At 73.4% G+C, this 13,318-nt stretch carries 9 protein-coding genes; 6 read left to right on the top strand and 3 right to left on the bottom strand.

Features of this window, described 5'->3' with window-relative positions; genetic code table 11:
* Window positions 1-81 precede the first annotated feature (81 nt).
* A complete protein-coding gene (recN, locus tag WQO_RS06730) occupies window positions 82-1,827 on the top strand; it encodes a DNA repair protein RecN (RefSeq protein WP_010056923.1) in 1,746 nt (581 codons plus the stop codon).
* A 291-nt stretch (window positions 1,828-2,118) separates the two neighbouring features.
* Window positions 2,119-3,216: a glycosyltransferase family 4 protein gene (locus WQO_RS06725; protein WP_010056925.1), complete on the top strand. Its 1,098-nt coding sequence runs from the start codon at window positions 2,119-2,121 to the stop codon at window positions 3,214-3,216.
* Between the two features lie 91 nt (window positions 3,217-3,307).
* Here the strand turns inward: WQO_RS06725 and WQO_RS06720 are convergent, their stop codons facing one another.
* Both WQO_RS06720 and WQO_RS06715 read right to left on the bottom strand, forming a co-directional pair.
* Window positions 3,308-4,933, bottom strand: a complete 1,626-nt coding sequence (locus tag WQO_RS06720; protein ID WP_010056927.1) for a PucR family transcriptional regulator — start codon at window positions 4,931-4,933, stop codon at window positions 3,308-3,310.
* 138 nt (window positions 4,934-5,071) lie between these two features.
* Entirely contained in the window at window positions 5,072-5,416 is a 345-nt protein-coding gene (locus WQO_RS06715; protein ID WP_010056928.1) for a MerR family transcriptional regulator, read from the bottom strand.
* Window positions 5,417-5,475: 59 nt separating this feature from the next.
* Here WQO_RS06715 and WQO_RS06710 point away from each other — a divergent pair, with 59 nt between their 5' ends.
* On the top strand, window positions 5,476-6,282 hold the full coding sequence (locus tag WQO_RS06710; protein WP_010056929.1) for an aminotransferase class IV family protein: 807 nt from the start codon (window positions 5,476-5,478) through the stop codon (window positions 6,280-6,282).
* A 34-nt stretch (window positions 6,283-6,316) separates the two neighbouring features.
* Here WQO_RS06710 and WQO_RS06705 read toward each other — a convergent pair whose 3' ends face one another.
* Window positions 6,317-8,143: a glycoside hydrolase family 15 protein gene (locus WQO_RS06705; RefSeq protein WP_097886335.1), complete on the bottom strand. Its 1,827-nt coding sequence runs from the start codon at window positions 8,141-8,143 to the stop codon at window positions 6,317-6,319.
* 417 nt (window positions 8,144-8,560) lie between these two features.
* On the opposite strand from WQO_RS06705, the gene WQO_RS06700 reads away from it, so the two are divergent.
* The 3 genes from WQO_RS06700 to WQO_RS06690 all read left to right on the top strand — a co-directional run bounded on the left by WQO_RS06700 (window position 8,561) and on the right by WQO_RS06690 (window position 13,245).
* Entirely contained in the window at window positions 8,561-10,216 is a 1,656-nt protein-coding gene (locus tag WQO_RS06700) for a CTP synthase (protein ID WP_010056931.1), read from the top strand.
* A 90-nt stretch (window positions 10,217-10,306) separates the two neighbouring features.
* Window positions 10,307-10,933 (top strand): NUDIX domain-containing protein, encoded by a 627-nt coding sequence (locus WQO_RS06695; RefSeq protein ID WP_010056932.1) that lies wholly within the window; start codon window positions 10,307-10,309, stop codon window positions 10,931-10,933.
* Between the two features lie 179 nt (window positions 10,934-11,112).
* Window positions 11,113-13,245 carry an ATP-binding protein gene (locus WQO_RS06690; RefSeq protein ID WP_010056933.1) on the top strand — a complete coding sequence of 711 codons (2,133 nt, stop codon included), beginning with the start codon at window positions 11,113-11,115 and terminating at the stop codon, window positions 13,243-13,245.
* Window positions 13,246-13,318 lie beyond the last annotated feature (73 nt).

The raw sequence follows: 13,318 nt of genomic DNA, 5'->3' as shown, positions 1-13,318 counted from the left end.
GCCCACGGCCCCCGTCCTACCCGGGAGAGTGAATCCGGGAGCGGGGGCCGTCGCGCGTCCGGCCCGGGACCTCGTAAGGTCATGTCCGTGTTGGAGGAGATGCGGATACGGTCGCTCGGAGTCATCGACGACGCGGTGGTGGAGCTGTCACCCGGTTTCACCGCGGTCACGGGTGAGACGGGCGCGGGCAAGACCATGGTCGTCACGAGCCTCGGGCTGCTGCTCGGCGGGCGCGCGGACCCCGCTCTCGTACGGGTCGGGGCCAAGGCCGCGGTCGTCGAGGGCCGGATCACCGTGTCCGAGGGTGACACGGCGGCGCTGCGGGCCGAGGAGGCCGGGGCGGAACTCGACGACGGTGCGCTGCTCATCAGCCGTACCGTCTCCGCCGAAGGACGCTCACGGGCCCACCTCGGCGGCAGATCCGTGCCGGTGGGGGTCCTGACCGAGCTGGCGGACGAACTCGTCGCCGTGCACGGCCAGACCGACCAGCAGGGCCTGCTCAAGCCCGCCCGGCAGCGGGGCGCCCTGGACCGGTACGCCGGGGACGGTGTCGAGGTCCCGCACGCCAAGTACGCGGCGGCCTACCGGCGGCTGCGCGCCGTCGCCACGGAGCTCGACGAGCTGACCACCCGGGCCCGGGAACGGGCCCAGGAGGCGGACCTGCTGCGCTTCGGGCTGAACGAGGTCGCCGCCGTCGAGCCGTTGCCGGGGGAGGACGTCGAGCTGGCCGCCGAGGCGGAGCGGCTCGGGCACGCCGAGGCCCTCGCCTCCGCCGCCTCCCTCGCGCACACCGCGCTGGCGGGGAACCCGGAGGACCCGGAGAGCGTCGACGCCACCACCGTGGTCGCCGCCGCCGGGCAGGCCCTGGACGGGGTCCGAGCCCACGACCCGGCACTCGCCGCGCTGGCGGACCGGGTGGGGGAGATCTCGATCCTGCTCGCCGATGTCTCCGGCGAGCTGGCCGGGTACGCCGACCAGCTCGACGCCGACCCGGTGCGGCTGGCCGTCGTGGAGGAGCGCCGGGCGGCTCTGACCGCTCTGACCCGTAAGTACGGCGAGGACATCGCGGCCGTGCTGGCCTGGGCCCAGGAGGGCGCCGGCCGGCTCACCGAGCTGGAGGGCGACGACGAGCGGATCGGCGAGCTGACCGCCGAGCGCGATGCGCTGCGGGCCGAACTCTCCGTGCTCGGGCAGGCCTTGACCGACGCGCGTACGGAGGCCGCCGCGCGGTTCGCCGATGCGGTGACCGAGGAGCTGGCCTCGCTGGCCATGCCGCACGCCCGGGTCTCCTTCGCCATCCGGCAGACGGAGACGGCGGACGAGGCGTCCGGCATCGACATCGGCGGGCGGAGCGTCCTCTACGGCCCTTCGGGCGCCGACGAGGTGGAACTGCTCCTCGCCCCGCACCCGGGCGCGCAGCCCCGGCCGATCGCCAAGGGTGCGTCGGGCGGTGAGCTGTCCCGGGTGATGCTCGCGGTCGAGGTCGTCTTCGCGGGCTCCGACCCCGTACCGACGTATCTCTTCGACGAGGTCGACGCGGGCGTCGGCGGCAAGGCGGCGGTCGAGGTCGGCCGCCGGCTCGCCAAGCTCGCCAGGTCCGCGCAGGTGGTCGTCGTGACCCACCTGCCGCAGGTCGCGGCCTTCGCCGACCGGCAGTTGCTGGTCGAGAAGACCGTGGACGGCTCGGTGACCCGCAGCGGCGTCACCGTTCTGGAGGGCGAGGACCGGGTCCGGGAGCTGTCCCGGATGCTGGCGGGCCAGGAGGACTCCGAGACGGCCCGCGCCCACGCCGAGGAGCTGCTGGCCACGGCGCGCACCGACGGGTGAGGTCCGGGGGCGCGGTGCCGTCCGGCGCGGCGTGCTCCGGTCCGGTCCGGTCCGGTTCGGTCCGGTGTGATGGTGCGGGTGCGGGCGGGATTCTTTCGCCGGTGCCCGCCCCCTCCCCGGATGACGTCAACCCCGCGTCCCGTCATTCACCCGTGAGGGTGCAGCGGTGTGGTCGGTTGTCGCCGTGGATGCGGCAGCAACGTTCCGCCAGTGCCGGAACGTGCGTACGGGCTGGCATCCTTGGCGCTGTCCTTGTTCCGCCGACTCCGGAGCCCCGGGGAGCCAATCAACGTGTCACAGCTGCGTACGGTCCAAGTCCTGGGCGGCGGCAGTGCGGGCAGCAGCGCGCACGTCGGTTCGCTGGCCGCCGGGCTGGTGGCGCGCGGGGTGCAGGTGACCGTCTGCGCGCCGGCCGCCGTGGACCGCGCCTACGACTTCACGGCGACCGGAGCCCGCTTCCTGCCGGTGCCCCGCCGCAGCGACCCGGCCGCCGTCGCCGCGTTGCGGGCCGCCTGCACGGGGGCGGACGTCGTCCACGCCCACGGGCTCCACGCGGCCGCCCGCACCGCCCTCGCGCTGAGCGGACGCACCGTGCCCCTCGTGACGACCTGGCACACCCGGCGGTACGCGGAAGGTGCCCGCCGCCAGATCCTGCACCTGCTGGAACGGCGCGCCGCACGGGCGGCGGCCGTGGTCCTCGCCCCCTCCTCCGACCTGGTGGACCTGGCCCGGGAGCGGGGCGCCCGCGACGCCCGGCTCGCCCCCGCCGCCGTCCCGCCCGCGCACCCGGACGGAGCCGTCGACGCGGGCAAGGTGCGGGCCGAACTGGGAGCGGTGGACCGGCCGTTGCTGATGGCTGTCGGCAGTCTCGTACCGCATCACGGCTTCGGCACCCTGCTGGACGCGGCCCGCGCCTGGCGGCGGCTGGACCCCGTGCCGCTGCTCGTCATCGCGGGGGAGGGGCGCGACCGGGAGGCCCTGCAACGACGGATCAGGGACGAGGAGTTGCCCGTCTCCCTCATCGGGTCGCGCGAGGGGGTGGGGGAGTTGGTCGCCGCCGCCGATCTGGCCCTGCTGCCGAGCCGGTGGGAGGGCCGCTCCCTGCTGGCCCAGGAGGCGCTGCGGTCCGGGGTGCCGCTGGTGGCGACCGCGGTCGGTGGTGTGCCCGAACTGGTCGGTGAGGCGGCTGAGCTGGTGCCGTACGGCAACGCCGAGGCTCTCGCCCGTACGGTCGCGCGGCTGCTCGGGAATCCGGCGGAGCGGACCCGGCTCGCCGAGGCCGGGCGGGTGCAGGCGGCGGGCTGGCCCACCGAGGACGACACGATCGCCCATGTGCTCAGCGTCTACGACGAGTTGGCGCAGCCGCTGGCGACGGGGCGCGGCCGCTGACGGGACCGGCGAGGCGGCTGAGCCCGCTGCTGCTTCCCGGCGCGGGCGGCACGCCGTTGCCGTCAGGTCGTGTGGCGGCGGGCAGGTGCCGTCAGCTCGTGTGGCGGCGGGCCCGTAGCGCCAGGCTCAGCGCCAGAACCGTCTGCGGGTCGTCCAGGTCCGTGCCCAGCAGCTCGCCGATCCGGGCCAGCCGGTTGTAGAGGGTCTGGCGGTTGAGGTGCAGCTCGCGGGCGGTCTCCGCCTTGCGGCCCGCGTGCGCCAGATACGCCTGGAGCGTCGGCAGCAGCGGCGGGCGCGAGGTGCGGTCGTGCTCGCGCAGCGGGCCGATCGCCCGGTTCACGAACGCCGCCAGGTCCGGATGGTCCCGCAGCCGCCACAGCAGCAGATCGATGTCGAGCCGCCGGGCGTCGTACCAGGGCCGGTCGTCCAGGCCCTGCGCGGCCGTCGCCGTCTCCGACGCGTGCCGCAGCCCGGCGCCCGCCGCCGCCCAGCCGCCCGCGACGCCGACCACGACCACCGGCTGCTGCGATCCGGCCCGGTCGAGACCGGCCCGCTCCACGCCCGCCCGCAGCGCCGCCGCCACCCGGTCCGCGACCGCGGTGCGCTCGCCCTCCGACCGCAGCCCCAGCAGCAGCGGAACCCGCCCCTCCACGGGGCGTACGCCGAGCAGCACCGGCACCCCGACCGAGGCCAGCTCCTCCAGGACCGCACGGGCCAGCAGCGCCCAGTTGCCCGACGGGGACAGCTCGGGGGCCAGCCGCATCACGACCGGGAGCAGCGGTGTCCCGCCGGGGCGGAAGCCGAGCACCCGGGCCTGGGCGGGGGCGTCCTCCGGGGCGATCCGGCCCTCCGCCAGGTCGGTCAGGAAGTCGCCCCGGCCCCGGGCGGCCAGCTCCTCCTCCTGCCGGGCCTGCATCAGCACGACCGCCAGGAGGCCCGCCGCACGCTCCGCCGCCATCCGGTGCACGGTCGCCAGCGGTCCGGCCACCGCGAGCAGCACCAGCCGCGCCCGCACCGAACCGGTCTCGGGCCCGCCACCGGGCACGTCCACCAGCAGCGCACCGGCCGGCGGGGACTCCCGGGCCGCCCGGTCGCCGCGCATACCCTCCCAGACCTGGAGCGGGTCCGCGCCGACCGGTCCTGTCCCGGTGGACGCCGCGTACAGGAGCTGGCCGTCGGGCGTCTCCAGGAAGACCGGGTTGGCGGTGAAGTCGGCGAGGATCCCGAGGACCTGCGGCACCCCGCCCCCGTCGAGCAGCGCCCGGGTGGCGCGCCGGTGCACCTCCTCCGCCTGCTGGAGCAGCGCGTAGTGCCCGTTGACGATCTCGGTGTGCACCTCCTCCGTCACCGCGACGAACGGCACCTCGCGGTGCAGCTGGACCAGCGGAAGGCCGGCCGCGCGGGCGGCGTCCACGATGGAGGCGGGCAGCCGGCCGAAGCGCGGGCCCAGCTCCACCACCAGGGCCGCGATGCCCCGGTCGGCGAGACGGCGGACGAAGGCGCGCTGTTCGGCGGGGCGGGTGCCCAGGCCGAGACCGGTCGTCAGGAGCAGCTCGCCGCCCTTGAGGAGCGAGGCGATGTTCGGGACCTCGCCCGCGTGCACCCAGCGCACCGTACGGTTCAGCCGGTCGGCGCCGGCCACCACTTCCGGGAGCCCGGCGCGCAGCCCCGGCAGCTCCAGCGCCCGCTGCACGGTGATTCCGCTGTGGCTCTCCACGTACCCGGCCCGCTTTCCCCTGGTGCCCTGCCCGCTTCCCGGGCGGTCGTCCTGATCCGGACTGTCCTGTTCAGGACGCTACCGCCCGGGGAGCCGGTTGCGCATGGCAGGGGAGGCCCGGATGCCGTGGCCGGGCCGTCACCGCTCGGCCAGCAGCCCCACCAACGCCCCCCGGCTCCGCCGTAACGCCTCGATCTGCTCGTCCAGGTCCGCCAGCTCCCCGTCCAGGATCGCCCGCAGCTCCGCACACCAGTCGAAGCCTGCCTGCTCGCCCCGGGCACACGGCAGCACCTGACGGATCACCTCGGTGGAGAGCCCGGCCCGCAGCAGGGCCCGGATCTTCCGTACGGAGGCGACCGCGTCCTCGTCGTACGCGCGATAGCCGTTCGTCCCCCGCCGCGCCTCCAGCAGCCCCTGCGCCTCGTAATACCGCAAAGAGCGTGCGCTGACGCCCGTCCGCCGCGACAACTCCCCGATCAGCATGCCTGCCCCGCCCTCGACGCTTGACCTTGACACCGGTGTCAACGCCTAACGTCCGGGCCATGAACGAAGATTCCCCGCACATCGCGCACCTCGACGGCCGTCCGGCGACCACCGACGACCTGGCACCGCTCGCCTTCTCGGGCCATGCCCACTTCACCGCCGCACAGATCCGCGACGGGCGGATCCGGGGCCTGGACCTCCATCTGGAGCGGCTGCGGTCCGCGTCGGTGGAGCTGTTCGGCCGGGCCCTGCCCGAGGACGTGGTGCGCGCCCACCTCCGTAAAGCACTTCACGACGGACCGGCCGACCTGTCGCTGACGGCCACGGTCTTCTCCACGGCCGGCGAGTTCTCCGCGGCCGAGGGGGAGCCGACGCTGCTGGTGCGGACCGGACCGCCGTCCTCCGGCCCCGACGGCCCGCTCGCGCTGGCAGCGGTGGAACACGAACGGTTCCTGCCGCACATCAAGCACGTCGGCGAGGTGGCCAAGACACACCTGCTCCGGCAGGCCGTCGCCGACGGCTTCGACGACGCCGCCTTCCTGGACCGGGAGGGCCGGTTCAGCGAGGCGACCATCTGGAACCTGGTGTTCTGGGACGGCGACGCGGTGGTGTGGCCCGAGGCCCGGATCCTGACCGGTACGACCCTGGGCATCGTCCGCAGGCAACTGGAGGCGCTCGGCATCGGCCAGCGGGTCGTCCCGGTCACCCCGGCCGACCTGCCTTCCCTCGCCGGTGCGGCCGTCATGAACTCCTGGACCCCGGGGATCCCCGTCCACCGCATCGGCTCCACCGACCTGCCCGCGGCGCCCCGGTTCCTTCAGACGCTGCACCGGGCGTACACAGCCGAACCGCCCACCGCGCCCTGAGGAGCGCGATGGGCGGTTCGGTCACGCCTCAGCCTCAGCCCACGTACGCGCCGCTGGCCGTCAGCCGCAGGGCCGTGTCGATCAGCGGGACGTGGCTGAACGCCTGCGGGAAGTTCCCCACCTGGCGCTGGAGGTTCGAGTCCCACTCCTCGGCCAGCAGGCCCAGGTCGTTGCGGAGCGACAGCAGCTTCTCGAACAGCTGGCGCGCCTCGTCGACCCGGCCGATCATCGCGAGGTCGTCGGCCATCCAGAACGAGCAGGCCAGGAACGCGCCCTCGTCGCCCTCCAGACCGTCGACGCCCGCGTCCTCGCCCTCGGTGGGATAGCGCAGGATGAAGCCGTCCTCCGTGGACAGCTCCCGCTGGATCGCCTCGATCGTGCCGATGACCCGCTTGTCGTCCGGCGGCAGGAAGCCCATCTGCGGGATGAGCAGCAGGGAGGCGTCCAGCTCCTTCGACCCGTAGGACTGGGTGAAGGTGTTGCGCTCCTTGTCGTAACCGCGCTCGCAGACGTCCCGGTGGATGTCGTCGCGGAGCTCGTACCACCGCTCCAGCGGACCATCCACGTCACCGGACTCGACCAGCTTGATCGTCCGGTCGACCGCCACCCACGCCATCACCTTCGAGTGCACGAAGTGGCGGCGCGGCCCGCGTACCTCCCAGATGCCCTCGTCGGGCTCCTCCCAGTGCTTCTCCAGATACTCGATCAGCTTCAGCTGGAGGCCCATGGCGTAGTCGTTGCGGGTCAGACCGGTCATGTGCGCCAGGTGCAGCGCCTCGGTGACCTCGCCGTACACGTCCAGCTGGAGCTGGTTGGCGGCGCCGTTGCCGACGCGGACCGGGGTGGAGTTCTCGTAACCGGGCAGCCAGTCCAGCTCCGCCTCGCCGAGCTCACGCTCGCCGGCGATGCCGTACATGATCTGGAGGTTCTCCGGGTCGCCCGCCACCGCCCGCAGCAGCCACTCGCGCCACGCGCGGGCCTCTTCCCGGTAGCCGGTGCGCAGCAGCGAGGAGAGGGTGATCGCGGCGTCCCGCAGCCAGGTGTAGCGGTAGTCCCAGTTCCGTACGCCCCCGATCTCCTCGGGCAGCGACGTCGTCGGCGCGGCGACGATACCGCCGGTCGGCGCGTACGTGAGGGCTTTGAGCGTGATCAGGGAGCGGACGACCGCTTCCCGGTAGGGCCCGTGGTACGTACACTGCTCGACCCATTCGCGCCAGAAGTTCTCCGTCGCCTCCAGCGAGTTCTCCGGCTCGGGGAGGGCGGGCGGCTCGTGGTGCGAGGGCTGCCAGCTGATCGTGAACGCCACCCGGTCGCCGGGGCCCACCGTGAAGTCGGAGTACGTGGTCAGATTCTGGCCATACGTTTCCGCTTCGGTGTCCAGCCAGACCGAGTCGGGCCCGGCGACCGCGACCGTACGGTTGTCGACCTTGTGCACCCACGGCGTCACCCGGCCGTAGCTGAACCGCATCCGCAACTCCGAGCGCATCGGCACCCGGCCGCTGACACCCTCCACGATCCGGATGAGCTGGGGCGCGCCGTCACGCGGGGGCATGAAATCGGTCACCCGTACGGTGCCGCGCGGTGTGTCCCACTCCGATTCCAGGATGAGGGAGTCACCGCGGTAGCGCCGCCGGTCGGCGGAGGCTGGTTCCGTTCCCTCCGCTCTCGCGGGGCCCAGGCGCCAGAAGCCGTGCTCCTCGGTGCCCAGCAGCCCCGCGAAGACGGCGTGCGAGTCGAAGCGGGGGAGGCACAGCCAGTCCGCTGTGCCGTCCCGGCAGACCAGGGCTGCGGTCTGCATGTCTCCGATGAGTGCGTAATCCTCGATGCGCCCGGCCACGTGCGTCTCCAGTCGAACGGCCATGTCGCCCCGTCAAAGGGCGCTTACTGCGGGTCAAGGGGGTCGTAGGGTCTTTCACCCGGGAAGATCCGACGAGTTCCTGTACCGGTGGGCGGCCTGGGTGGTGCCGCCGCCCGGCCGTCTCGGCAGCGAGTGTTTGAGCAGGATACGACGCACGATGAAGATCCGCGCGACGGTGTCCGCAAGATCTCTGAGCTGATCGGGTGGGACGTGAAATGCCTGAGGTGATGGTGTGAGGTCTCTGTGCAGGGTGTGGCCGGAAGCAGCCTCCCGCCGTCGCTGTTACCCTGGTAGCCCGTGGACGGTGGTCGTCTCTGACAGCGGACGAGGCCCCCGAACCGCAGCGACGGCACCCCCGGAATCCCCGGTTCGGCTGCCGTTCGCACCTCAGAACCGCGACCACGGGAGCCCCCTTTGGCTATGCAGCCCACATCCACGACGACCAAGCACATCTTCGTCACCGGGGGTGTCGCCTCCTCCCTCGGCAAGGGTCTGACTGCCTCCAGCCTGGGTGCCCTGCTCAAGGCACGGGGCCTGCGGGTCACCATGCAGAAGCTCGACCCCTACCTCAACGTCGACCCCGGCACGATGAACCCGTTCCAGCACGGTGAGGTGTTCGTCACCAACGACGGCGCCGAGACCGACCTGGACATCGGCCACTACGAGCGCTTCCTCGACGTCGACCTCGACGGCTCCGCCAACGTGACGACCGGCCAGGTCTACTCCCAGGTCATCGCCAAGGAGCGGCGCGGCGAGTACCTGGGCGACACCGTCCAGGTCATCCCGCACATCACCAACGAGATCAAGCACCGCATCCGCCGCATGGCCACCGACGACGTGGACGTCGTCATCACCGAGGTCGGCGGCACGGTCGGCGACATCGAGTCGCTGCCGTTCCTGGAGACCGTCCGCCAGGTCCGCCACGAGGTCGGCCGCGACAACGTCTTCGTCGTGCACATCTCGCTGCTGCCCTACATCGGTCCCTCCGGCGAGCTGAAGACCAAGCCCACCCAGCACTCGGTCGCCGCCCTGCGCAACATCGGTATCCAGCCGGACGCCATCGTCCTGCGCGCCGACCGCGAGGTCCCCACCGCCATCAAGCGCAAGATCTCGCTGATGTGCGACGTCGACGAGGCCGCCGTGGTCGCCGCCATCGACGCCAAGTCGATCTACGACATCCCCAAGGTGCTGCACACCGAGGGCCTGGACGCCTACGTCGTGCGCAAGCTCGACCTGCCGTTCCGCGACGTCGACTGGACCACCTGGGACGACCTGCTGGACCGGGTCCACAACCCCGACCACGAGGTCACCGTCGCCCTGGTCGGCAAGTACATCGACCTGCCCGACGCCTACCTCTCGGTCACCGAGGCGATCCGTGCCGGCGGCTTCGCCAACAAGGCCCGGGTCAAGGTCAAGTGGGTCACCTCCGACGACTGCCGCACCGCCGCCGGAGCGGCCGAGCACCTCGGTGACGTGGACGCGATTCTCATCCCGGGCGGCTTCGGCGAGCGCGGCGTCGACGGCAAGGTCGGCGCCATCCGCTACGCCCGTGAGAACAAGGTCCCGCTGCTCGGCCTCTGCCTCGGCCTCCAGTGCATCGTGATCGAGGCGGCGCGCAACCTCGCCGAGATCCCCGACGCCAACTCCACCGAGTTCGACGCCGCCACCTCCCACCCCGTCATCTCGACGATGGAGGAGCAGCTCGCCTACGTCGAGGGCGCGGGCGACCTCGGCGGCACCATGCGGCTCGGCCTCTACCCGGCCAAGCTCGCCGAGGGCTCCGTCGTGCGGGAGGCCTACGCGGGCGAGCCGTACGTCGAGGAGCGCCACCGCCACCGCTACGAGGTCAACAACGGCTACCGCGCCGAGCTGGAGAAGAAGGCCGGACTGGTCTTCTCCGGCACCTCTCCGGACAACAAGCTCGTCGAGTACGTCGAGTACCCGCGCGAGGTCCACCCCTACCTGGTCGCCACCCAGGCGCACCCGGAGCTGCGCTCGCGCCCGACCCGCCCGCACCCGCTCTTCGCGGGTCTGGTGAAGGCCGCCGTCGCGCGCAAGACCGGCGCGGCCGAGTAGTCCCGAGGCATTACGGTTGACCGGGGTACGGATCCTTGACGGATCCGTGCCCCGGTTTCTCGTTTTGTTCGTGGTACGTGGGAGGACGCAGTGGGTATCCAGGACACGCCCGAGGAGTGGCAGGTCACCGGCACGGTGACCCCCTTCACCGGCAACAAGACCAGCGTCCGCACCGACCAGGTGGTGATGCCCGACGGCTCCGTCCACGGCCGTGACTACCAGGTCCACCCGGGCTCCGTCGCCGTCCTCGCGATCGACGACGAGGACCGGGTCCTCGTGCTGCGCCAGTACCGCCACCCGGTCCGCCACCGGCTCTGGGAGATCCCGGCCGGACTGCTCGACATCCCGGGCGAGAACCCCCTGCACGCCGCCCAGCGCGAGCTGTACGAGGAGGCGCACGTCAAGGCCGAGGACTGGCGGGTGCTGACCGACGTCTACACCACGCCCGGCGGCTGCGACGAGGCGGTGCGGATCTTCCTGGCCCGGGATCTCTCCGAGGCGGAGGGCGAGCGGTACGCGGTCGCCGAGGAGGAGGCCGACATGGAGCAGGCCCGGGTGCCGCTGGACGAGCTGGTCCGCTCGGTCATCGCGGGGGACCTGCACAACAACTGCCTGGTCGTCGGGGTGCTCGCGCTCACCGCCGTCCGCGCGGGCGACGGCGCCGACGCGCTGCGCCCCGCCGAAGCGCCGTGGCCGGCCCGGCCCTTCGAGGCCTGACAGTCCGTCCGGCCCCGCTCCGCCCCTGATCGGTCATACGAGATGCTGATCCGATCGGGGGATATCGGGGGCGGTCCCGCCTCGCTCCGCAGTGATCGCCCCTGCCGCTGAACTACGCTCGAACCGCGCCCGACCGGAGTTCCGGCGGGCATCGCGTGCAGCGAAGTGGAGCGTGGCTCGTGACCGATCAGGCGGTGGACACCAGCGGCCCGGTGAAGGCCCCGGGGGCCGAGGAGCCGTCCGGCGCGACCCCACCCCGATTCTTCGGCCGCGAACGGGAGTTGAAGGATCTCAGGGCGGACATCGAGCGCGCGGGACTGGACACCCTGGCCGGCCGCAAGGCCCCCCGCGCCCGGGTCCTGCTCATCGCGGGCCGCCCCGGCTCCGGCCGCAGCGCACTCGCCGAGGAGCTGGCCGGGGCGCTCACCGGAACCGACGCCGCCGAGGCCGCCCGGGCCGCCACGGGCGCCCTGCCCTGGGCCGTCGCGGGCACGGGCTCCGGCGACTATCCCGACGGGGTGCTCCGGGCCGGTCTCACCGACCCCGACGGCGAGCGGGTCCCCACCGAACGCACCGCAGGCGAGATCCTCGGCCTCCTCGGGATCGCGGTCCCGCCCGGCGCCGACCAGGACGAGCTGTCCGAGCTGGTCCGCGAGGCCCTGGCCGGGCGCCGCCTCGTCCTGGTCCTCGACGACGCGGCCGACGCCGAACAGGTCGACCCGCTGCTCCCGGAGAACCCCGACTGCCTGGTCCTCGCCACCGCGACCGGGCCGCTGACCGGCATCCCCGACGTACGCCCCTGCACCCTCGGCGGACTGGAGAAGGGCGCGGCGGTGCGGCTGCTGGCCCGCGCCATCGGCCAGGTCCGCATCACCGTCGACCCCCGCACCGCGGAGCAGCTGGCCGAGGAGTGCGGGGGACAGCCCGCGGCGCTCGCCCTGGTGGGCGGCCTGCTCGCCGCGAACCCCATGGCCTCGGTCGCCGATGTCGCGGGGCAGCTGCACGAGCTGCCCGACCCCGATGAGCAGCAGCCCGTCGGCGCCCGCCCGCTGGCCCGCGCCTTCCGCCTCGTCCACGACTCCCTGCCGCAGACCGCCGCCCGGATACTGCGTCTGCTGGCTCTCGCCCCCGCCGGACTGGCCGACGCCCACACCGCCTCCGCGCTGGCCGGCTGCTCGGTCTCCGCCGCCCGCGCCACCCTCGACGACTTCGTGAAGCTCGGGCTGCTGCGGACGGACGGCGCGGCCCACCCCCAGTACGCGGTGCCCGGCTGCCTCGCCCCGCTGCTGCGGGCGCTCCTGGAGGACCGGGACCGCCCGGCCGAGATCCAGCTCGCCCGCGCCCGGATGCTGGAGCGGACCGTGCGCCGGCTCCAGGCCTGCCATGCGATCGCGGAGCCCGAGGGGTCCAGTGCCCGCGGCAAGGTCGCCGGACTGCCCCGCTCGCTGCGCTTCCCGAACGCCGAGGAGGCGGGCGCCTGGCTGCGGGTCCGCCAGCCCGCCCTGCTCGCCTCGGCCCGGCTCGCCGTGGCCGACGGCGAGCTGGACACCCTGGCACGACGCCTGGTGGCGGCCCTGGTGCGGGCGCTGGCCGCGCACCGGGGAACCGAGGAGGCCGCCCCCGAGCTGTACGGGCTGCACGGTCTCGTCCTGGACGTGGCGCGCCGCCGCGAGCTGCCCCGCGAACAGGCGGCCGCCCTGCTCAACCTCGCCGACCTGGACGCCCGCACCGGCCGCACCCGGGAGGCGCTGACCCGCTACCGGGCCGCGCTGGACGCCGGAAAGGCCGCGAAGGACCTGTACGCCACCGGCCGCGCCATGGAATCCGTAGGCGGCGCGTACGAGGAGCTGGGGGACTACCACCGGGCCGCCGACTGGTACGGCCGGGCGCTCTCCCAGCGGCTCACCCAGGGGGAGCGGGCCGACGAGGCCCGGCTCTACGGACGGCTCGGGGCGGTCCACACGTACGCCGGGCGGTACGGCGAGGCCCTGCGGAACTGGCGCGCCGCCGCCTCCGGCCACCGCAGGCTCGGCGACCCGGCTGCCCAGGCGCGCTCGCTCAGCGAGGCGGCCCGGGTCCAGGAGTACGCGGGCCGGCCGCACGACTCGCTCCAGACCTGCCGGGAGGCCGTCGAGCTGGCCCGGAGCGCCGGTGACGTGCGGCTTCAGGCCGCGCTCCAGCTCCGGCTGGCGGACACGCTGGACCGGCTCGGGGATCCCGCGGCGGCCCGGTTGCACCGGGGCGCAGCCGACAGATTGCTGGGCGAGGAGGTCTCAGCCTACGAAATCCGTAGTGCTTCGACAGAAAATTAAAGCTTTGTAAGGCTAGACAGCGCGAAGTCCTTCATTAGACTGGCTCTGCCGCGTCCCTCCGTGGCGTCTCCAT

The organism is Streptomyces globisporus C-1027, from assembly GCF_000261345.2.
Taxonomy (GTDB): Bacteria; Actinomycetota; Actinomycetes; order Streptomycetales; family Streptomycetaceae; genus Streptomyces; species Streptomyces pakalii.
Note: the sequence above shows the minus strand (reverse complement) of the source record. Positions and strands in the feature narration are given on the sequence as shown.

Bases quoted from the DNA above. Each gene is read 5' to 3' on its own strand.
- recN (WP_010056923.1), top strand. From the start codon at position 82: ATGTCCGTGTTGGAGGAGATGCGGATACGGTCGCTCGGAGTCATCGAC.
- WQO_RS06715 (WP_010056928.1), bottom strand. From the start codon at position 5,416: ATGCTGATCGGGGAGTTGTCGCGGCGGACGGGCGTCAGCGCACGCTCT.
- WQO_RS06710 (WP_010056929.1), top strand. From the start codon at position 5,476: ATGAACGAAGATTCCCCGCACATCGCGCACCTCGACGGCCGTCCGGCG.
- WQO_RS06705 (WP_097886335.1), bottom strand. From the start codon at position 8,143: ATGGCCGTTCGACTGGAGACGCACGTGGCCGGGCGCATCGAGGATTAC.
- WQO_RS06700 (WP_010056931.1), top strand. From the start codon at position 8,561: ATGCAGCCCACATCCACGACGACCAAGCACATCTTCGTCACCGGGGGT.